The organism is Variovorax nitratireducens (assembly GCF_051216545.1).
GTDB lineage: Bacteria > Pseudomonadota > Gammaproteobacteria > Burkholderiales > Burkholderiaceae_C > Variovorax.
The window spans coordinates 138,765-159,327 of the sequence record NZ_JBPJZO010000010.1 but is presented as its reverse complement, the minus strand read 5'-3'; the positions used below and the strand labels follow the sequence as shown (position 1 = coordinate 159,327).

At 67.9% G+C, this 20,563-nt stretch carries 16 protein-coding genes; 13 read left to right on the top strand and 3 right to left on the bottom strand.

The genetic code is table 11. The features are described from left to right. Positions 1 to 85: 85 nt before the first annotated feature. Entirely contained in the window at positions 86 to 1,873 is a 1,788-nt protein-coding gene (locus ACSFA8_RS21310; RefSeq protein WP_435481469.1) for an ABC transporter transmembrane domain-containing protein, read from the bottom strand. An 80-nt stretch (positions 1,874 to 1,953) separates the two neighbouring features. Here ACSFA8_RS21310 and ACSFA8_RS21305 point away from each other — a divergent pair, with 80 nt between their 5' ends. From ACSFA8_RS21305 to ACSFA8_RS21260, 10 genes are all read left to right on the top strand, one after another. Continuing rightward, positions 1,954 to 2,502 (top strand): MarR family winged helix-turn-helix transcriptional regulator, encoded by a 549-nt coding sequence (locus ACSFA8_RS21305; protein ID WP_435481468.1) that lies wholly within the window; start codon positions 1,954 to 1,956, stop codon positions 2,500 to 2,502. Then, positions 2,486 to 3,976, top strand: coding sequence for an efflux transporter outer membrane subunit (locus ACSFA8_RS21300; RefSeq protein WP_435481512.1), 1,491 nt, complete (start codon positions 2,486 to 2,488; stop codon positions 3,974 to 3,976). Before ACSFA8_RS21305 ends, ACSFA8_RS21300 begins: the two co-directional genes overlap by 17 nt. Before the next feature lie 35 nt (positions 3,977 to 4,011). Further along, the gene (locus ACSFA8_RS21295) at positions 4,012 to 5,370 is read left to right on the top strand and encodes an HlyD family efflux transporter periplasmic adaptor subunit (protein ID WP_435481467.1); all 1,359 of its coding nucleotides are present in this window, start codon (positions 4,012 to 4,014) and stop codon (positions 5,368 to 5,370) included. A gap of 20 nt (positions 5,371 to 5,390) precedes the next feature. Continuing rightward, a complete protein-coding gene (locus tag ACSFA8_RS21290; RefSeq protein ID WP_435481466.1) occupies positions 5,391 to 6,953 on the top strand; it encodes a DHA2 family efflux MFS transporter permease subunit in 1,563 nt (520 codons plus the stop codon). Positions 6,954 to 7,101: 148 nt separating this feature from the next. Further along, complete coding sequence (locus tag ACSFA8_RS21285; protein WP_435481465.1) at positions 7,102 to 7,872, top strand: ABC transporter ATP-binding protein; 771 nt, start codon at positions 7,102 to 7,104, stop codon at positions 7,870 to 7,872. Further along, positions 7,872 to 8,582 carry an ABC transporter ATP-binding protein gene (locus tag ACSFA8_RS21280; protein WP_435481464.1) on the top strand — a complete coding sequence of 237 codons (711 nt, stop codon included), beginning with the start codon at positions 7,872 to 7,874 and terminating at the stop codon, positions 8,580 to 8,582. The genes ACSFA8_RS21285 and ACSFA8_RS21280 overlap by 1 nt, the downstream gene beginning before the upstream one ends. A 53-nt stretch (positions 8,583 to 8,635) precedes the next feature. Continuing rightward, entirely contained in the window at positions 8,636 to 9,832 is a 1,197-nt protein-coding gene (locus tag ACSFA8_RS21275) for an ABC transporter substrate-binding protein (protein WP_435481463.1), read from the top strand. Between the two features lie 143 nt (positions 9,833 to 9,975). After that, entirely contained in the window at positions 9,976 to 10,851 is an 876-nt protein-coding gene (locus ACSFA8_RS21270) for a branched-chain amino acid ABC transporter permease (RefSeq protein ID WP_435481462.1), read from the top strand. A gap of 109 nt (positions 10,852 to 10,960) precedes the next feature. After that, positions 10,961 to 11,947 carry a branched-chain amino acid ABC transporter permease gene (locus ACSFA8_RS21265; RefSeq protein ID WP_435481461.1) on the top strand — a complete coding sequence of 329 codons (987 nt, stop codon included), beginning with the start codon at positions 10,961 to 10,963 and terminating at the stop codon, positions 11,945 to 11,947. Further along, a complete protein-coding gene (locus ACSFA8_RS21260; RefSeq protein ID WP_435481460.1) occupies positions 11,947 to 12,882 on the top strand; it encodes an SMP-30/gluconolactonase/LRE family protein in 936 nt (311 codons plus the stop codon). The genes ACSFA8_RS21265 and ACSFA8_RS21260 overlap by 1 nt, the downstream gene beginning before the upstream one ends. Here the strand turns inward: ACSFA8_RS21260 and ACSFA8_RS21255 are convergent. Together ACSFA8_RS21255 and ACSFA8_RS21250 are read right to left on the bottom strand one after the other, a co-directional pair. After that, positions 12,872 to 13,927 carry a lipocalin-like domain-containing protein gene (locus ACSFA8_RS21255; protein ID WP_435481459.1) on the bottom strand — a complete coding sequence of 352 codons (1,056 nt, stop codon included), beginning with the start codon at positions 13,925 to 13,927 and terminating at the stop codon, positions 12,872 to 12,874. The two genes, ACSFA8_RS21260 and ACSFA8_RS21255, sit on opposite strands and share 11 nt — an antisense overlap. 238 nt (positions 13,928 to 14,165) lie before the next feature. Next, the gene (locus tag ACSFA8_RS21250) at positions 14,166 to 14,801 is read right to left on the bottom strand and encodes a Crp/Fnr family transcriptional regulator (RefSeq protein ID WP_435481458.1); all 636 of its coding nucleotides are present in this window, start codon (positions 14,799 to 14,801) and stop codon (positions 14,166 to 14,168) included. 170 nt (positions 14,802 to 14,971) lie between these two features. Between ACSFA8_RS21250 and ACSFA8_RS21245 the strand changes: the two genes are divergently transcribed. The 3 genes from ACSFA8_RS21245 (at position 14,972) to ACSFA8_RS21235 (ending at position 20,521) form a co-directional block, all read left to right on the top strand. Next, complete coding sequence (locus ACSFA8_RS21245; RefSeq protein ID WP_435481457.1) at positions 14,972 to 16,621, top strand: phospholipase D-like domain-containing protein; 1,650 nt, start codon at positions 14,972 to 14,974, stop codon at positions 16,619 to 16,621. Between the two features lie 66 nt (positions 16,622 to 16,687). Beyond that, positions 16,688 to 19,846: an adenylate/guanylate cyclase domain-containing protein gene (locus ACSFA8_RS21240; RefSeq protein WP_435481456.1), complete on the top strand. Its 3,159-nt coding sequence runs from the start codon at positions 16,688 to 16,690 to the stop codon at positions 19,844 to 19,846. 24 nt (positions 19,847 to 19,870) lie between these two features. Further along, positions 19,871 to 20,521, top strand: a complete 651-nt coding sequence (locus tag ACSFA8_RS21235) for a redoxin domain-containing protein (protein WP_435481455.1) — start codon at positions 19,871 to 19,873, stop codon at positions 20,519 to 20,521. The last annotated feature ends 42 nt before the right edge of the window (positions 20,522 to 20,563 follow it).

Here is a 20,563-nt window from a genome sequence, read left to right as displayed (position 1 = left end):
GGTTTGCATTTGCATCCATGGTGTGTGCATTTGTCAATTTGTAATACCAGGGACGCGGTTTAGACCGAAGGTCCTTGCAAGAGAGTCAAGCCGCGAACTGCAGCGCGGCCAGGCGGGCATACACGCCGCCCTGCGCGACCAGCGTCGCGTGCGTGCCTTGTTCGACGATGCCGCCATGGTCGAGCACGATGATCCGGTCGGCCTTTTGAACCGTGGCGAGGCGGTGCGCAATCACGAGCGTCGTGCGGCCTTCCATCGCCGACTCGAGCGCTGCCTGCACCATGCGCTCGCTCTCGGCGTCGAGTGCGCTGGTGGCTTCGTCGAGCAGCAGCAGCGGGGGGTTCTTGAGCATGGCCCGTGCGATCGCAATGCGCTGGCGTTGACCGCCGGACAAACGCACGCCGCGCTCGCCCAGAAAGGTGCCGTAGCCCTCGGGCAATGCCTTCAGGAAGTCGTCCGCAAAGGCCGCGTGCGCCGCTTCGTGCACCTCGGCATCGGTCGCCTCCGGCCGGCCGTAGCGGATGTTCTCGAGTGCACTGGTCGAAAAGATCACCGCATCCTGTGGCACCAGCCCGATGCGATCGCGCAATTGCTCGAGCGACAGGCTGGCCAATGGGGTGCCGTCCAGCAGGATGCGGCCCGACTGGGGGTCGTAGTAGCGCAGCAGCAACTGGAACACCGTGCTCTTGCCGGCGCCGCTGGAGCCGACCAGTGCCACCGTCTCGCCAGGCGCGACCTGCAGGCTGAAATCGCGCAGTGCGGGAGTCAGTGGCCGTGACGGATAGTGGAAGGTGATCGCTTCAAGGCGGATGGCGCTTCCGGCAGGCGGTACGGACGCTGCCGTCGGATTGGAGGGCGAAACAATGGCCGACTGCGCGTGCAGCAGTTCCATCAGCCGCTCGGTGGCGCCGGCCGCCCGCAGCAGATCGCCATAGACCTCGCCGAGCACGGCGGCGGCACTCGCGAGAATGATCACGTACACCACGGTCTGGCCGAGGTGACCCGCCGTGATGTCGCCCCGCAGCACCGCCTGCGTGCCCTGATACAGGCCCCAGAGCAGGGCGGCCGAAGTCGCGATGATGATGAAAGCCACGAGCACCGAGCGGGCCTTGGTTCGCCGCACTGCGGTCTGGAATGCCTGCTGCGTCGATGCATCGAAGCGCGCCGATTCACGCGCTTCGGCGGTGTAGCTTTGCACCACCGGAATCGCGTTGAGCACCTCGGCAGCGATGGCACTCGAGTCGGCCACGCGATCCTGGCTGGCGCGCGAGAGTTTGCGCACGCGGCGCCCGAACCACATGCTCGGCAGCACCACCAGCACCAGGATCAGCAGCACCTGGGTCATCACGTACGGGTTTGTCCACACCAGCATGGCCAGCGCGCCGACGCCCATCACCGCGTTGCGAAGCCCCATGCTGAGTGAAGAGCCGACCACCGTTTGCACCAGCGTGGTGTCGGCCGTCAGGCGCGACAGCACCTCGCCGGTCTGGGTGGTTTCGAAGAAGGCCGGGCTCTGCCGCAAGACGTGTGCATAGACCGCATTGCGCAGGTTGGCGGTGACGCGTTCGCCGAGCCAGCTGACTGTGTAGAAGCGCGCCGCTGAAAAAAGCCCCAGCGCCACCGCCACGCCGAACAGCGCGAGGAAATGCTCCCGCAATGCCATGGTCTGCGCGCCCTTGTCGGACGACACGAGCCCGCCGTCGATCAGGCTGCGCAACGCCAGTGGAAAGAGCAGGGTGGTGATCGCGGCCAGCACCAGGAACAGTGCGGCCAGCGCGATCTGGAGACGGTAGGGGCGCAGAAAGGGGCTCAGCCCCGAAAGCGATTGGGGCGAACCTTTCGCGGGAGAAGAAGACGCAGCGGTATCGGCCATTTGCCGCCCATTCTACTGAACGGTTGCCTTCTACAAAGGCAGCCTTGACAATTACTGCCTCGGCAATTAATATTTCAGGCATGACAGATCGCAATGCACGCCCCCGCAGCCGGCGCAGCGCCGAAGTCGCCGAATCCGTGCCTGACTTCTATCGGGCCGAGAACTACCGTGCCGAAGAGAGCGTCGGTTACATGATGCGGCGCATCCTCACTGCAGTCAGTCAGGCGGTGGAGCTGCAGATGTCCGAACCCGGCAGCCCGACCTACCCGCAGTGGATCCCCCTGCACAAACTGCAGATGGGCACGGCGACTACCGTTGCGGAACTCGCGCGCGAATGTCAGCTCGACACCGGTGCCATGACGCGACTGCTCGATCGTCTCGAAGCCAAAGGTCTTTGCCGCCGCGTGCGTTCACTGGCCGACCGGCGCGTGGTGAACATCGAGCTGACCGACGAAGGGCGGGCGGCCGCCGAACAGGTGCCCCATTTGCTCTGCCGCGTGCAGAACGAACACCTTGCGGGCTTCAGCCGGGAGGAGTGGGAGCAGTTCAAGAGCTACCTGCGCCGCATTCTCGACAACGCGCAGGCCCTGCAGGCCCGTGGAGAAAAAAATGATGCTTCCTCTTCCTGATTTTTCTGGTTTTTCCTTAGTGCGCCGTGGCACTGCCGTGGCAGTGGGCGCTCTCGCGCTGCTGCTGGCCGGTTGCGCCGACATGGGCAACATCGGCTCGCAGGCACAGATGCGCGACGCGGCTTCGCTCGGCCTCGCGGCCGACCCGGCTGCCGCGCCCGCGAGTGCGATCGACAGCCAATGGTGGCTGGCCTTCGGCGACAGCCAGCTCAACGGCCTGATCGACCAGGCGGTGCAGGGCAACCCGAACCTGCAGGTGGCGCAGGCCCGTCTTGCGCGGGCACGGGCCGCGAGTGATATCGCCGCGGCCGCCGACAAGCCGCAACTCAACGGTTCGCTCGATCTCACGCGCCAGAAGTTCAGCGAGAACTACATCTATCCCTCGCCGCTCGGAGGCTCGATTCAGGAGACCGGCACGCTGCAGCTCAACGGCAGCTGGGAGATCGATTTTTTCGGCAAGAACCGCTCGGCGCTCAATGCGGCGCTCGGCACTGCCAACGCGGCCGCCGCCGATGCGGATGCGGCGCGCGTGCTGCTTGCCAGCAACGTGGCGCGCGGCTACCTGCAGTGGGCCCGGCTTGATGACCAGCTCGCCGTGGCCCAGCGCACGCTGGCGCAGCGCGACGAAACCTTGCGCCTGGTTCGCGACCGCGTCTCGGCCGGCCTCGACACGCGGCTCGAGCTGCGCCAGAGCGAGGGCGGCTTGCCGGAAGCGCGGCAACAGATCGAAGCACTGAACGAACAGATCGCCATCGCCCGGCATGCGCTCGACGCGCTGGTCGGCCAGCCGGACGCCAGCACCAGCCTCAAGCCACCGGTGCTCGCGATGCTGCAACCGATCGCGCTGCGATCCGTCCTGCCGGCCGACCTGCTGGGTCGCCGCGCCGACATCGCGGCCGCGCGCTGGCGCGTCGAGGCGGCCACGCAGGACGTGGCCAATGCGCGAACCCAGTTCTATCCGAACATCAACCTGGTGGCCTTCGCCGGCTTCCAGGCGATCGGTTTCGACACCTTGTTGAAGTCGGGCAGCCAGCAGTGGGGCATTGGCCCCGCGATCCGGTTGCCGATCTTCGAAGGCGGCAAGCTGCGCGCCAATCTGCGCGGCAAATCGGCCGATCTCGATGCCGCGATCCAGAGCTACAACGCCAGCGTGCTCGACGCCGTGCGCGACGTGGCCGACCAGGTCGCCTCGGCCCAGTCGATCGGCCGTCAGCAGGCGCAGCAGCGTGAAGCGCAGTCCGCGGCCGAGAGCGCCTGGGATATCGCCCGCCAGCGCTACAGCGCCGGCCTCGGCAACTATCTCAACGTGCTGAGCGCCGAGACCACGGTGCTGGCGCAACGCCGCCAGGCCGTCGACCTCGCCGCACGCGCGCTCGACACCCAGGTAGGGCTCGCGCGCGCACTCGGTGGCGGCTGGCAGCCCACCCCGGGCTCGACGAGCACCGCCGCACTCGCTGCGCCCAGGCCGCATTGATCCCATCGCCCCCTCATTCCGAGAGTGAACAAACCATGACCGATACCGTCAATCCCGGCGCCCCCGCCGCGCAAGCCGAAGTTGTTGAAGCTGCACCGAACGGCAAGCGGCGCAAGGCCTTGACCGCACTCGCGGCCGTCGTGATCGTCGCCGGTGGCGGCTGGGGTCTGTACGAGTGGCTGGTTGCCAGCCACTACGAAGACACTGACAACGCCTACGTGCAGGGCAACGTGATCCAGATCACGCCGCAGATCGGCGGCACCGTGATGGCCATCGGCGCCGACGACACCGACTTCGTCAAGGCCGGCCAACCCCTGGTGCAGCTCGATCCGGCCGATGCCAGGGTCGCGTTCGAACAATCCGAGGCCGCACTCGCGCAGTCGGTGCGCCAGGTGCGCACGCTCTATGCCAACAACGGCTCGCTGGCGGCTCAGGTCACGCTGAAGCAGGCCGACATCGTGCGCGCCCAGAGTGACATCGCCCGCGCCCAAGACGACCTGAAGCGCCGCCAGGCGCTCACCGGCAACGGCGCCGTGTCGAAAGAAGAACTGAGCCATTCTGAAACCGCACTGTCCAATGCCCGCAGCCAGCTGGCCGCGGCACAGGCCGGCGTGGCGGCCGCGCGCGAGCAATTGGTGAGCAACCAGTCGTTGACCGAGGGCACCAGCATTGCCGAGCACCCGAGCGTGCAGGCCGCCGCCGCCAAGGTGCGCGAGGCTTATCTCGCGACCCAGCGCGTCGCGATGCCCGCGCCGGTGGACGGCTACGTGGCCAAGCGCACCGTCCAGCTCGGCCAGCGCGTCACGGCCGGCACGCCGATGATGTCGATCGTGCCGCTCAACCAGCTCTGGGTCGATGCCAACTTCAAGGAAGTGCAGCTGCGCAACATCCGCATCGGGCAACCGGTCAAACTCACCGCCGACCTGTACGGCAAGAAGGTGGAGTACGACGGCAAGGTCGCCGGCCTCGGTATCGGCACCGGCGCCGCTTTCGCGTTGCTGCCTGCACAGAACGCCACCGGCAACTGGATCAAGGTGGTGCAGCGCGTGCCGGTGCGCATCGCGCTGGATGCCGAGCAGCTCAAGGCCAGTCCGTTGCGCGTCGGTCTGTCGATGGACGCCGAAATCGACGTCAAGAACAAGGACGGCAAGATGCTCGCCGACGCACCGCGCGCGAGCGCGCTCACGCAGACCGCGGTCTACAGCTCGCTCGACCACGGCGCCGACGCCGTGGTGAACGGCATCATCGCTGCCAACCTAAGCGGCGCTACCCCCACGGCCAAGCGACCGGCCAGCCCCACGGCACCGGCCGCCGCCCCCGGCGCGGCAGCCACGCCCCCGCTGGCGAATGGATCGCCTTCGGCTGCTGTGGCCATGTCCGCCCACCGCAGCTGACCTGAGGCCGCAGCCTTTCCATGGCCACTGCCGCTCCCGCCCACATCGTCCACGCGCCACTCGAAGGCGCGGCGCGCGTGTGGGGCACCGTCGCGCTCTCGGCGGCGACTTTCATGAACGTGCTCGACACGTCGATCGCGAATGTGTCGCTGCCCGCGATCTCCGGTGACCTCGGCGTCAGTTCGACGCAGGGCACCTGGGTCATCACGAGTTTTGCGGTTGCGAACGCGATCGCCGTGCCGCTCACCGGCTTCATGACGCAACGCTTCGGGCAGGTGCGCCTGTTCATGGCGAGCGTGATCCTGTTCATGATCACTTCGCTGCTGTGCGGCCTCGCGCCGAACATGACGACGCTGATCCTGTTCCGCGCGCTGCAGGGCTTCGTGGCCGGGCCCATGATCCCGCTGTCGCAGACGCTGCTGCTGTCGAGCTATCCACGCGCCAAGGCCGGGCTCGCCATGGCCATGTGGTCGATGACCACGCTGGTCGCGCCCGTCATGGGGCCGCTGCTGGGCGGCTGGATCACCGACAACATCTCGTGGCCATGGATTTTCTACATCAACATCCCTGTCGGCATCGTCGCCGCCGCGATCACCTGGGCGCTCTACCGCAGGCGCGACAGCGCAAAGCACAAGGTGCCGATCGATTCCATCGGCCTCGCGCTGCTGGTGCTCTGGGTCGGCTCGCTGCAGCTCATGCTCGACAAGGGCAAGGAACTCGACTGGTTCCACTCGGCGCAGATTCTCGCGCTGGCCGTGGTGGCGGTGGTTGCCTTCGCGTTCTTCCTGATCTGGGAGCTCACCGAGAAACACCCGGTGGTGGATCTTTCTCTGTTCAAGCGCCGCAACTTCTGGTCGGGCGCATTCGCGACCGCCGTGGCCTATGGCCTGTTCTTTGGCAACGTGGTGATCCTGCCGCTGTGGCTGCAGCAATGGATGGGCTACACCGCGACACAGGCCGGCATGATCATGGCGCCGGTCGGGCTGCTGGCGATCTTCTTCTCGCCGATCGTCGGCCTCACGGTGGGCAAGATCGACCCGCGCCGCTACGCGACGTTCTCGTTCCTGGTGTTCGCGCTTGTGCTGTGGATGCGCTCCAATTTCAACACCCAGGCCGACTTCTGGACGATCATGATCCCGACCGTGATCCAGGGCGTGGCGATGGCATTCTTCTTCATCCCGCTGGTGACGATCACGCTGTCGGGCCTCACGCCCGACCGCATCCCGGCGGCCTCGGGCCTGTCGAATTTCCTGCGCATCACCGCAGGTGCCATGGGTACCTCGATCGCCACCACGCTCTGGGAGAACCGCGCGGCGCTGCACCATGCGCAGTTGGTCGAGTCGGTCAACACGGGCAGCGCGGCGGCCAACAGTGCCATCGCCGGACTCGGCAGCAGCGGGCTCAGTGCCGAACAGGTGCTGGGGCAACTCAATCGGCTGGTCGACCAGCAGGCCTTCATGCTGGCCTCCAACGATCTGTTCTATGGCTCGGCGCTGCTGTTCATCCTGTTGATACCGCTGGTCTGGCTGGCGCGGCCCGCGAAAGGTGGCGCAGGCGGCGATGCTGCAGCCGGCGCGCACTGAACGCGCCAAGGTTGCACTGCAGCATAGGCATTTGCCCCAGTAGGAAGGGCATCAGGGCGCGCCTAACATCCGTCCGCGCCCAATCAGGGCGCGCACAGACCAACTGCATGACCGACACTTCCTGCCAGAACCCCGGCGACCGCGCGAGATGAGCGACATCATTCTCGAAACACGCCAGCTCACCAAGGAATTCAAGGGCTTCACTGCGGTCAGCAAGGTCGATCTGGCGGTTCAGCGCGGTTCGATCCATGCGCTGATCGGCCCCAACGGTGCAGGCAAGACCACCTGCTTCAACCTGCTCACCAAGTTTCTCGAGCCGACCTCCGGCACGATCCTGTTCAACGGGCAGGACATCACCAGCGAGCGCCCGGCCCAGATCGCGCGGCGCGGCATCATCCGCTCGTTCCAGATCTCGGCCGTTTTTCCGCATCTCACGCTGCTCGAGAACGTGCGGCTCGGATTGCAGCGCGCACTCGGGACCTCGTACCACTTCTGGAAGAGCGAAAAGTCGCTCAAACCGCTCGATGCGCGTGCGCGCGAACTGCTGGCCGAAGTCGGCCTTGAAGACCTCGCCGACGAGCAGACCGTGAACCTGCCCTACGGCCGCAAGCGTGCGCTCGAGATCGCCACCACACTCGCGATGGCGCCCGAGCTGATGCTGCTCGACGAGCCCACGCAGGGCATGGGCCATGAAGACGTGCACCGTGTGGCCGAACTCATCAAGCGCGTTTCGGTTGGCCGCACCATCCTGATGGTGGAGCACAACATGAGCGTGGTGTCGACCATCGCCGACACCATCACGGTGCTGCAACGCGGCGCGGTGCTGGCCGAGGGGCCGTACGAGCAGGTGTCGAACAACCCGCTGGTGATGGAGGCCTACATGGGCACCACCGACGGGCAACTTCAAGGGGCACATTGATGGCCGTCCCCGCGCTCGAAATCAAAGACTTGCACGCCTGGTACGGCGAGTCGCACGTGCTGCATGGCGTCGACATGGTCGTGCAGCCCGGCGAAGTCGTCACGCTGCTGGGCCGAAACGGGGCAGGGCGCACCACTACGATGCGTGCCGTGCTCGGCCTCACCGGCAGCCGCAAGGGCAGCATCAAGGTGCACGGCACCGAAACCATCGGCATGGCGACGCACCGCATCGCGCACCTCGGCATCGGCTACTGCCCCGAAGAGCGCGGCATTTTTGCGAGCTTGTCGGCCGAAGAAAACCTGATGCTGCCGCCGGCACTCAAGGGCCCCGACAAGGGCATGTCGGTCGACGAGATCTACGCCATGTTTCCCAACCTGGCCGAGCGCCGCAACAGCCAGGGCACCCGGCTGTCGGGCGGCGAGCAGCAGATGCTCGCGGTCGCGCGCATCCTGCGCACCGGCGCCAGGCTGCTGCTGCTCGACGAGATCTCCGAAGGCCTTGCGCCCGTGATCGTGCAGGCGCTGGCCCGCATGATCCACACCTTGCGCAGCAAGGGCTACACCATCGTGATGGTCGAGCAGAACTTCCGCTTCGCAGCGCCGCTGGCCGACCGCTTCTACGTGATGGAGCACGGCCGCATGGTCGAGGCCTTCGCCGCGAAAGACCTGGAAGCCAAGATGCCCGTGCTCAGCGAACTGCTCGGCGTCTAGCGCCGCGCACCCCGTTTTCCCCGTTGAATCGTCAACCCACCCCAGGAGACATCATGCAAACACAACTCAAAGCCATCGCCCTCATGCTCGCGGCCGCAGGCCTTGCCAGCCACGCGGCGCAGGCGCAAGAAAAGGTCGTCATCGGGTACATCAGCGACCTCTCGGGCCTCTACGGCGACCTGGAAGGCAAGGGCGGCCAGACCGCCATCCAGATGGCGATCGACGACATGGGCGGCAAGGTGCTCGGCCAGCCGGTCGAGATCCTGAGCGTCGACCATCAGAACAAGCCCGACATCGCCGCTTCGAAGGCGCGCGAGTGGATCGACACCGCAGGCGCCACGATGATTTTTGCCGGCACCAACTCGGGCGTGGCGCTGGCCACGGCCAAGGTGGCGCAGGAAAAGAAGCGCGTGTTCTTCACCAACGGCGCGGCCACCTCGGCGCTGACCAACGCGCAGTGCAGCCCCTACACCGTGCACTACGCCTACGACACCGTCGCGCTGGCCAAGAGCACCGGCGGCGCGGTGGTCGACACCGGCGGCAAGACCTGGTTCTTCCTGACGGCCGACTACGCCTTCGGCCACGCGCTCGAAGCCGACACCGCCAAGGTGGTAAAGGCCAAGGGCGGCACCGTGGTGGGCGGCGTCAAGGCGCCGCTCAATGCGTCGGACTTCTCGTCCTTCCTGCTGCAGGCGCAGAACTCCAAGGCGCAGGTGCTGGGCCTGGCCAATGCCGGCGGCGACTTCATCAACTCGATGAAGGCCTCCAAGGAATTCGGCATCGACAAGACCATGAAGATCGCCGGCCTGCTGGTGTTCCTGACCGACGTGAAGAGCCTGGGCCTGCAAGCCACCCAGGGCCTGCTGCACACCACCAGCTGGTATTGGGACACCGACGACGAATCGCGCAAGTGGGCCGCCCGCTACGAGGCCAAGACCAAGAACAAGCCGACCGACATCCAGGCCGCCGACTACTCGGCAACCATGGCCTACCTGAAGGCGGTCGAGGCCGTGAAGTCGACCGACGCCGACAAGGTGATGGCGCAACTCAAGAAAACGCCGATCAACGACTTCTATGCCAAGGGCGTGATCCGTGCCGATGGCCGCATGGTGCACGACATGCTGCTGGCCGAAGTGAAGAAGCCGTCGGAATCCAAAGGCCCGTGGGATCTGCTGAAGATCATCAAGAAGGTGCCGGGCGATCAGGTCTACACCTCCAAAGAAGAGAGCACCTGCGCTCTCTGGAAGTAACTGTTGCTCGCCCCCCAGTCTTTGCGCACTGCGTGTCGCTTCGCCAACCCCCCTGACCGGGGGGCGGGCCGGCCGCTTCGGGCGGCCGTGCGCGGCGGCCCCTGCGCGAAGTCATTGCCGCTTTTCTGAACCTCGTTTCCACGATGAACATTTCAATGCCTGCCCTGTTGAGCCAGCTCCTGCTGGGGCTGGTCAACGGGTCGTTCTACGCGATCCTGAGCCTCGGGCTGGCGGTGATCTTCGGCTTGCTCAACGTCATCAACTTCGCGCACGGCGCGCTGTTCATGATGGGGGCGATCCTGTCGTGGATGGCGATGAACTACTTCAACGTCAACTACTGGGTGATGCTGGCGGTGGCGCCGCTGATCGTGGGCGTGTTCGGCGTCCTGATCGAGCGGCTGCTGCTGCGCTGGATCTACAAGCTCGACCATCTCTATGGCCTGTTGCTCACGCTCGGCCTGACGCTGTTGATCGAGGGCGGCTTCCGTTCCGTCTATGGTGTCTCGGGCCTGGCCTACAGCGCGCCCGAAGCACTCAGCGGCGGCACCAATCTGGGTTTCATGTTCCTGCCGAACTACCGCGCCTGGGTGGTGGTGGCCTCGCTGGTCGTCTGCTTCGCCACCTGGTATGCGATCGAGAAAACGCGTTTGGGTGCCTATCTGCGCGCCGGCACCGAGAACCCGCGGCTGGTCGAGGCCTTCGGCATCAACGTGCCGCTGATGGTGACGCTGACCTACGGCTTCGGCGTTGCGCTGGCCGCGTTCGCCGGTGTGCTCGCCGCGCCGGTGATCCAGATTTCGCCGCTGATGGGGCAGAACCTCATCATCATCGTCTTCGCGGTGGTCGTGATCGGCGGCATGGGCTCGATCATGGGCGCCATCCTGACCGGCCTCGGCCTCGGCGTGATCGAGGGTCTGACCAAGGTGTTCTATCCCGAGGCTTCGTCCACTGTGGTCTTCGCAATCATGGTGGTGGTGCTCCTCCTCCGCCCCGCCGGTCTGTTCGGCAGCGAAAAATGATGCTCGCCCCCAGTCTTCGCGCACTTCGTGTCGCTACGCCAACCCCCTGCCGGGGGCGGATCGGCCGCTTCGGGCGGCCGTGCGCGGCGGTCCTCTGGAATTGAAGTCAATGAAGAAAATATCGCTGGTCGTTTATGGGGCGTTGCTGCTGGCGCTGGTCGCCGCGCCGTTCATGGGTTTTTATCCCGTGTTCGTGATGAAGGTGATGTGCTTCGCGCTGTTCGCCTGTGCCTTCAACTTGCTGCTGGGCTACACCGGCATGCTGTCGTTCGGCCATGCCGCCTTTCTGGGCGGCTCGGCTTACGTAACCGGCCATGTCATCAAGATCTGGGGCCTGACGCCTGAAATCGGCCTGCTCGCCGGCACGCTGTTCGGCGCGGCGCTGGGGCTGGTGTTCGGCTGGCTCGCGATCCGCCGCCAGGGCATCTACTTTTCGATGATCACGCTGGCGCTCGCGCAGATGATGTATTTCGTCGCGCTGCAGGCGCCGTTCACGGGCGGTGAAGACGGCCTGCAGAGCGTGCCGCGCGGCAAACTGTTCGGCCTGATCGACCTGCGCAATGACCTCACCATGTACTACGTGGCGCTGGTGGTCGTGGTCGCGGCCTTCCTGCTGATCGCACGCACTGTGCATTCGCCGTTCGGGCAGGTGCTCAAGGGCATCAAGGAGAACGAGCCGCGTGCGATCTCGCTGGGCTACGACGTCAACCGCTTCAAGCTGCTGGCCTTCGTGATCTCGGCCGCGCTGTCGGGCCTGGCCGGCTCGCTCAAGACACTGGTGCTCGGCTTTGCGTCGCTGTCAGACGTGCACTGGACCGCGTCGGGCCAGGTCATCCTGATGACGCTGGTCGGCGGCCTGGGTACGCTCTCGGGGCCGCTGGTCGGTTCGGCCATGGTCGTGCTTCTCGAGAACAAGATCGGCGACCTCGGCAACTTCCTGGCGCGCGTCACGTCGATCGACTGGTTCAACACGCTGGGCGAGTCGGTCACCATGGTCACGGGGCTGATCTTCGTGATCTGCGTGCTGGCATTCCGCAAGGGCATCATGGGCGAAATCATCGCCTTCATCGACCGACGGCGCGGTAAGGAAGCCTGATGTGGCAGCCCGCATCGCGCTACCCTGATCCGGCCTTCGAGGTGCTCGATCCGCGCTTTGCGCCGTACCTCATGTTCAATGCCGCGGTCGAGCGGCTGGCCACCGGCTTTCGCTGGGCCGAGGGGCCGGTCTGGTTCGGGGACCAGCGCGGCCTGCTGTGGAGCGACATTCCCAACGACCGCGTGTTGCGCTGGGATGAGGCCAGCGGCGCGGTCAGCACGTTCCGCCAGTCCTCCAACTTCGCCAACGGCCACACGCGCGACCGCCAGGGCCGGTTGCTGAGCTGCGAGCACGGCACGCGGCGCGTGACGCGCACCGAGTATGACGGCCGCATCACGGTGATCTGCGACGGCTTCGACGGCAAGCGCCTCAATTCGCCGAACGACATCGTGGTGAAGTCCGACGACTCGATCTGGTTCACCGACCCGCCGTTCGGCATCCTCGGCCATTACGAAGGCTTCGCGGCCGAGCAGGAGCTGCCGACCAACATCTACCGCGTCGACGGCAGGACGGGCAAGGCGACCGTCGCCAGCAGTGCGGTGAACCGGCCCAACGGGCTGTGCTTCTCGCCCGACGAACGCCGTCTCTATGTGGTCGAGTCGGGTGCGGAGCCGCGCCGCATCCGCGTGTTCGATCTGGCCGACGATGGCGAACGGCTCGTCAACGACCGCGTGTTCTTCGAGGCGGTCGACGGCGGCCAGCCCGATGGATTTCGCTGCGACATGGACGGCAATCTCTGGGCCGGCTGGGGCACCGGCGAGGGCCACGACGGCGTGAGCGTGTTCGCGCCCGACGCCACGCCGATCGGCCGCATCGCCTTGCCCGAGCGCTGCGCCAACCTGTGCTTCGGCGGCCGCGCGCGCAACCGGCTGTTCATGGCGGCGAGCCAGTCGCTCTACGCGCTGTACGTGAACACGCAGGGCGCTACAGCCTGAGCGGCTGCGCGTAGCCCGTCATCTCGAGATAGCCGCGGCCGACCGGCTTGCCGCTGGCATCGAGCAGTTCGCTCAAGCCCTCCCAGTAGATCGCGCCGGTCGAGCCGCGGCTGTCGAGTTCCTGGTCGTCGAGCAACGCCTTCACCGTGAAGCGGCCGGCCGGCGTCTGCAGCCGCCATTCGACCGGGTAGGCGGCCTGGCTGGTGGGACTCTTCCACACACGCCCCGGCTCGAACACGACTTCGCCCGGCGCGAACGCGCGAAGCGTGCCATCGGCCGTGCGGAACGAGCCGCCGCCCCAGAGCGCGCCGCCGCTCTTGCGGCGCAGGTGAAAGGCGGTGAGCGCGCTGCCGTCGGCGAGGTTCATGCCGATCCAGTCCCAGCCGACCGCTTCGGGGTGCAGCAACGCGTCGCTCCATTCATGGTCGAGCCAGGCGGTGCCGCGCACCTCGAAGGCCTGGCCGCGCAGCGTGAGCCGGCCGCTGGCGGCAAGCTGCGGCTCGCTGTAGTAGTAGCTGGCCTGCGCTTCGTCCGGCCCCTTGCGCGAGAGGCCGGCGCTGCCCTGCAGCAGCACCGGCTGCGTCGGCGCAAAGTGCAGGTCGAGCGTGAACTCGCCGGCCGGTATGCGCGCGTGGTAGCCGTCGGCCCGGCGGTCGAGCGACCAGTCGCGCAGCAGCACACGGGTGTCGGTTTCAGAGGCCTCGGCGACGCCCATGCCGGCGCGCGCAATGCGCTGGTCATGCAGCAGCTTGCCGCCAGCCAGGTCGGTCACGGCGGCGTGCGCAAAGACGAGCTGCTTCGCCGCAAAGGCCGAGCGCATGCCCTGTGTCTCGTCGACGCGCGAGCGGAAGAATGTCACCTGGAAGCCGAAGCTGCGCGTGCCCGTGGCCGCATGGCCGGTGATGTACCACCACTCGGTGCGCAGTTCGGGGTGGCTGCCGAAGTCGCGCGGGAATGCGAGCGTGCGCGGCGGCAACGCCCAGGCCGCGGGGGCCGCCAGCGCGGCCAACAAGACATATCGGCGTGAGAGGCCGGGGGGCGTCATTGCAGCAGCGCATCGATGCGCCGCTGCGCATCGCCGATGTCGCTGAAGGCCGTGCGCACCCAGTCGGCGTCGTGGGTCTGCGGATCAAAGAATGGGTTTCGCATCAGCGTGGTGATCCTCGATTGAAGAGAGGTGCTTCAAGAAATCGAATCCGGAAAGCTCTTGCCAGGCGGCGATTATTCTCTTTCGAGCGTGCGGAGATGACAGCGGGTCGCCCGCCCGCCGCGGCCACGCCGGCCTACCAGGCCGCCGGCAGCTTGCGCAGGATCACCAGCCGGCCATCCCGCTGCCCGATGTAGTCGCCGGCGCTCAGCTCCTTCATCACCCGGTTGACCATTTCGCGCGAGGAGCCGACGCGGTCGGCGATGTCTTGTTGCGTCAGCTTGTGGCGCAGCACGCGCTCGGGGCCCTCCGGCTCGGACAGCTCCATCAGCACGCGCACCATGCGGCCATAGACGTCCTGCAGCGCCAGGCTGCGCACCTGTTCGGTCAGGCGCCGCACGGTGCGGATCAGCTTGTGGGTCAGGTGCATGGCGAAGTCGGGATGATCCGACAGGAACTGGCGCAACTCCGAACCCTGGATCACGCGGCAGGTGCAGGCCTGCAGCACCTTGATGGAGGCCGAGCGCGGCGCGCCGTCGATCGAGAGCTCGCCGAAATACTCGCCCGGCCCGTGTTCGGCGAGCACCAGCTCCCGGCCCTCGTCCGAGCTGGCATAGATCTTCACCCGGCCGCGGAGAAGGATGTAGAGCGAGTCGGTGTTGTCGCCCTCGTTGATCAGGATCGCGTTGGAGGGAAACGCGCGCGTCAGGCCGCGTGGCGCGATGGCGTCGAGCAGGTGCTGGGGCAGGCGGTCTTCGGCGTCGGCATTCATGAGGCCCTCCGTTGCGACGAACGATTATCGGCCGCGCCCGCGCCGGTGTGACGCAGTTCACATCGGCGCTGCGCACTGCTTCATCGAGAAAAAAGAGGGCTCTGTCTAGATTTGAGTCATGGCCTGCGCGAGTCGATTTCGCCGGCCCCCCAAGCCAGATGGAGCCCGCCATGACCGCCTCTTTCACCCGCAGCCCTCTGCTGATCGCCCACTGCCTCGGCCTGCGGCTGATCGCGCTGGGCCAGGCCCGGGTCGATCTGCGGCTGGCGGCGGCGGCCTTCGTGCTTGTCCTGGCCGGGATGCTGGTGGGCTGCGCCAGCCTGCCGGACGCCGGGCAGCGGCCTGTCTCGCAAGCCCGCACCGACGTGGCCGACACCCGCCTGGCGGCCGTGGCCGCCGCCTCCATGCCCGCCGATGGCGAACAACAGTCCGGCTTGCGCCTGCTTCCGGCCGGCGACCAGGCCTTCGAGGCCCGCATCGCCCTGGCCCGCGCCGCCCAGAAGAGCATCGATGCGCAGTACTACCAGATCGCCGATGACGCATCCGGCCGCCAGTTCCTGCGCGAGCTGGCCGCGGCCGCCGCGCGCGGCGTGCGCGTGCGCCTGCTGGTGGACGACCTGCATGCCGCCGGCGAGGACGCGCTGCTGGCCGGCCTGGCCGCCCGCCCCAACGTCGAGCTGCGCATGTTCAACCCGCTGCCGGTGCGCGATGGCGGCGTTGCCGCGCGTGTGCTGTTCTCGGCGCACCAGTTCTCGCGCATCAACCGGCGCATGCACAACAAGCTGTTGGTGGCCGACAACGCGATCGCCGTCACCGGTGGCCGCAACATCGCCAACGAATACTTCGACCGCAGCGGCCCCGCCAACTTCATCGACATGGACATGCTGGTGGCCGGCCCCGCGGTGCAGGCCCTGTCGGCCGTGTTCGACGGCTACTGGAACAGCGAGCAGGCCTACCCGATCCAGCGCCTGGTCGACCCTTCGCTCACGCCCGAGGCGGCCCGCCATCAGTTCGACGCTGCCGTGCAGCAGGCCGACGCCGCCGAGCTGCCGGTGGCGACGCGCGACCCGCTCGGCCAGAGCAGCGTCGGCACCCAGCTGGCGAGCGGCCGCCTCGCGCTGCACATGGCCGGCGTTCGCGTGATTGCCGACGCACCCGCCAAGGCGAACGGTGGTGATGCCTCCCTGACCGACGGCGCCGTGATGAACGGTAAGCTCGAGTTGCTGCAATCCGCCCGCTCCGAAGTGCTGCTGGCCTCGCCCTATTTCGTGCCCGGCCGCCGGACGATGGCCGTCTTGAAGCAGGCCACCGACGGCCGGGTGCGCGTCTCGGTCATGACCAACTCGCTCGCCACCACCGACGAGCCGCTGGTGCACGTCGGCTATGCCCGCTATCGCACCGCCCTGCTGGACATGGGCGTTTCGCTGTACGAGCTGATGCTCGGCGCCGAGGACACGCGTGCCGCCGCCGGCGAACTGCGCGGTTCGCTCGGCCGCCTGCATGCCAAGGTGGCGGTGGTGGACGCGCGCTGGCTCTACATCGGCTCCATGAACATGGATCGCCGCTCGGCCCACTGCAACACCGAGATGGGCCTGATCGTCGACAGCCCCGAGCTCGCCGGCCAGGTGGCCAGCCTGCTGCGCGGCGAGCGCCAGCCCCGCAGCTACGAAGTCCGCAGCAACGGCGGCGGCCAGAGTCTGCGGTGGATCGCCCAGGGCGGTGCCGAGCCGGTCGTGTTCGCGCAGGAGCCGAACCTGAGCTGGACCACCCAGCTGCGCCTGTCGGTGGTCTCCGTCTTCGTCAACGAGGAACTGCTCTGAATCCGCGCCGGGGGCAGGCCGCGCCCCCTGCCACGCGCCGGGGCCCCGCAGTACCATGGCCTGGCCATGGCCTGCTCCGCCTGCGGATTCGATGTCGACCGCACATTCGCCTTCTGCCCGAGGTGCGGCACCCGGCTGGCCGCAGCCCCGCCTCTCGCCCCCGAGCCCGAGCCCGAGCCTGAACCCGAACCCGAATCGGATCGCCGCATGGTCACCGTGCTGTTCGCCGACCTGTCGGGCTTCACCGCGCTGGCCGAAACGGTGGACGCCGAGGAGTTGCGCGCGCTGCAGACCGAGCTCTTCGCGCTGATGGCCGACACGATCCGGCGCTTCGACGGCTTCGTCGAGAAATTCGTCGGCGACGCGGTGATGGCCGTGTTCGGCGCGCCCGTGGCGCACGAGGAGGACCCGGAGCGCGCGCTGAACGCGGCGCTGCTGCTGCACCGCCAGGCCGGCGCGCTGAGCGGGCGCTGGGCGGCGCGCCTCGGCCGGCCGCTGGCCCTGCACATCGGCGTGCACACCGGGCCGGTGGTGGCGGGCCAGCTCGGATCGAAGGATGACGGCGCCTACGCCGTCACCGGCGACACGGTGAACGCTGCCGCGCGTTTGCAGGGCGCGGCCGACGCCGGCCAGACCCTGGTCAGCCGCGCGACCTGGCTGCTGACCCAGCATGCCTTCGGTTTCGAGCCGGTGGGCGAACTGGCGCTCAAGGGCATGGCGCAGCCGATGGCGGCATGGCGCCTCGGGGAAGCGCTGCCGGCCCCTCGGCCGACGCGCGGCCTGCAGGCGCACGGGCTGGCCAGCACGCTGATCGGGCGCGGCGCCGAGCTGCAACTGCTGCACGAGCGCTTCGACCAGGTGCGTGCCGGCCACAGCAACCTGCTGCGCATCGTGGCCGAGGCGGGCACCGGCAAGACCCGGCTGCTGTCGGAGTTCCTCGCGCAGCTCGCGGCCCAGGGCCGGCTGGAGGGCGTCGCCGTGCGCCGCGCCGCCTGTTCCTCGCTCGGCGAGCGCGCCTACGGCGTGCCGGCAGCGCTGCTGCGCGACGCCTACGGCCTGAGTGCGCAGGACGCGCCCGGCGTGGCGCGGCAGAAAGTCGCAGCGGGTCTGGCCGCCCTGGGTGCGCAGGCGGCCGAGACGCAGCAGCTCTCGGCCTTCCTCGGCTACGTGCTGGGCCTCGAGGGCGAGGATGTGCACACCCGCTACCTGGACCCGGAGCAGCTCAAGCAGCAGATCTTTGCCGCCGTGTATGCGGTGGTGGAACGCCGGCTACAGCAGGGCGCGGTGATGATGATCGTCGAGGACCTGCACTGGACCGATGCTGCCTCCCTCGAGCTGTTGCACTTCCTGCTGGAGCGGCTGCGCGAGCGGCCCTTCATGCTGCTGGTGACGCAGCGCCCGGCACCCGCGCTCGAAGCCTGGGCCGAGGCCGCGGCTGCGCAGACCGTGCTGCGGCTCGAGCCCCTGTCCGCGCGCTGCAGCGAGGCCATGCTTGATGCGCTGTTCGGCAGCTCCCAACGCGCGCTGCCCGCGGCGCTGCGCCAGCGCATCGTCGAACATGCCGGCGGCAACCCGCTCTTCCTCGAGGAGATGGCACGCGCGCTGATCGCCGACGGCCTGCTGTCGCGTCAGGCGGAGGGCTGGACCTTCAGCCCGCGTGCGACGGCAGTGCAGGTGCCCTCGACCATCCACGGGCTGCTGCTGGGCCGCATCGACCGGCTGCCCGCCCCGGCGCGCCGGGCCCTGCGCGAGGCCGCGGTGATCGGGCCCTGCTTCGCCGAGGCGCTGTTGCGTACCGTCGCGAGCGCTGCCCCGGCGCTGTCGGAAGCGCTGGACGGACTGGTCGATGCCGGCCTGCTCGCCGTCGTGCCGGCATCGGACGGCCGCCAGTTCCGCTTTCGCCACGGCCTGTTCCAGGAGGTGGCCTACCAGAGCCTGCTGCTGCGCCGGCGCACCGAGCTGCACACCCGCATCGGCCAGGCGCTGGAGGCGCAGTGCGGAGGCGCGCCCCGGCAGCTGGAGGCGCTGCAGGCCCTGGCCCACCACTTCCGCCTGGGCGCGGACAAGGCGCGCGGCGCGCACTACCTGGTCGCCGCCGGTGACTGGGCGCGCGGCGCCTACGCCAATGCCGACGCCATCCGCGACTATCAGCTTGCGCTGGACACCCTGGAGGCCTGCGACGGCACGCAGGACCAGCGCCTGGATGTGCGCGAGCGCCTGGGCGACGTGCTCGCGCCCGCCGGCCGGATCGCCGAGGCCACCCGGCACCTGGGCGCCGCGCGTGAAGGCCGGTCGCACAGCGGCGACCGCGTGGCCGAGGCCCGCCTGCTGCGCAAGCTCTCGGCCCTGCGCTGGGAGTCCGGCGAACGCGCCGAGGCCCAGCAATGCCTCGCGACGGGCCTCGCGCTCATGGACGTCGCCGCCCCGCATATCGAGCGCGCCTGGCTCTACCAGAAGATGGGCGAGCTGCACTTCCGCAACGCCGACAACCACGGCGCGCTGGACTGGACCCGGCGCGCGCTCGCCCACCTGGAGGCGCTCGAAGCGCAGCAGCCTGCCGACGAGGAGGAGCGCCGCAACCTGCGTGCCGCGGTCGCGCTCTCGCTCAACATCCAGGGCGTCGCCCTGGCCCGGCTGGACCGGCTCGACGAGGCCGTCGACCGGCTTGAGCGGAGCGTCGCAGTAGCTCGCGCGGTGGATCTGCCCCAGGCCGAATGCCGAGCCCTGTCGAACCTGGGCGTGCTCTACAGTTCCAGCGACCCTCAGCGCGCCATCGAGGCCTGCGAGCGCGGCCTGCAGACGGCCAGGCGCATCGGCGACCTCGGCCTGGAGTCGCGCCTGTCGGCGAACCTGGCGGTGGCGTACTGCACCCTCACCAACCGCTGCGACGAGCGCGGCGTGGACGCGGCCAACACCGCCATCCGCATCGACCGCAGCACCGGCCAGCTGGACCACCTGGCCGTCTCACTGGTGGTGCTGGCCCAGATCTACCAGTGCCACGGCGAATCGGCGCGTGCGCTGCGCCATTACCAGGAGGCGCTGGCCCTGGCCGAGACGAGCGCCGAGCCTCAGTTACTTTTTCCCTGCTATGAAGGGCTTGCAACCTTGTACCTCGACGTTGATGATGGCGTGCAAGCCGAGCGCTACATGGCGCTGGCCCAGGACACCTGCGAGCGGGCGGGCCTCGATCCCGACGCGCTGGTTGTGCTTCCGTTCCTATGCTGAACTGCAGGAAGGAGTCGCTCCATCATGGCCATCACAACGCAACCCGTGGCGCCCGGCGAGCTGGCGCCGGGCTTTGCCCTGCCGGCGATCGCCGGCAGCGGCCTCATCTCGCTCGACGACTACCGTGGACGCAGCCCGCTCTTCCTGTCGCTGCTGCTGGGCCTGTGGTGCCCCTTCTGCCGCAGGCAGCTGGTGCAGCTCGGCGCCTTCGAGGGCCGGCTCAAGGCCATGGGCGTCGAGAGCCTGGCGGTGGTGGCCACTGCGCCGGAGAACGCGCGCCTCTATTTCAAGTTCAGGCCCACGCGCCTGCACCTGGCCGCTGACCCCGCGCTCTCAACCCATCGTGCCTATGGCATCCCGAAGCCGGAGGTCACGCCGGCCTTGCTGGAAGCGATGGAGACGGTGCGCATCAACCCCACCGGCGAGCTGCCCGAGCCGCTGCCGATCGCGCAGGCGGGCAAGGTGCTGCAGGAGCGGGACGGCTACGCGTTTACACCCGCCGACCAGGGCGACGTCGAGCGGCAATGGCCGCAGCTGAAGGGGCTGTTCATGATCGACCGCACGGGCATCGTGCGATGGGCGTACGTGGAGTGCGCGGCCGAGGGATTGGCGGGGATTGGGAAGTTTCCGTCTGAAGAGGAAATCCTGGGAGCCGGCGAAGCCTGTGCAGCATGAGCACCCAGCGCGCCAAACTGCCCAGCTCGCTGATGGCGAAGA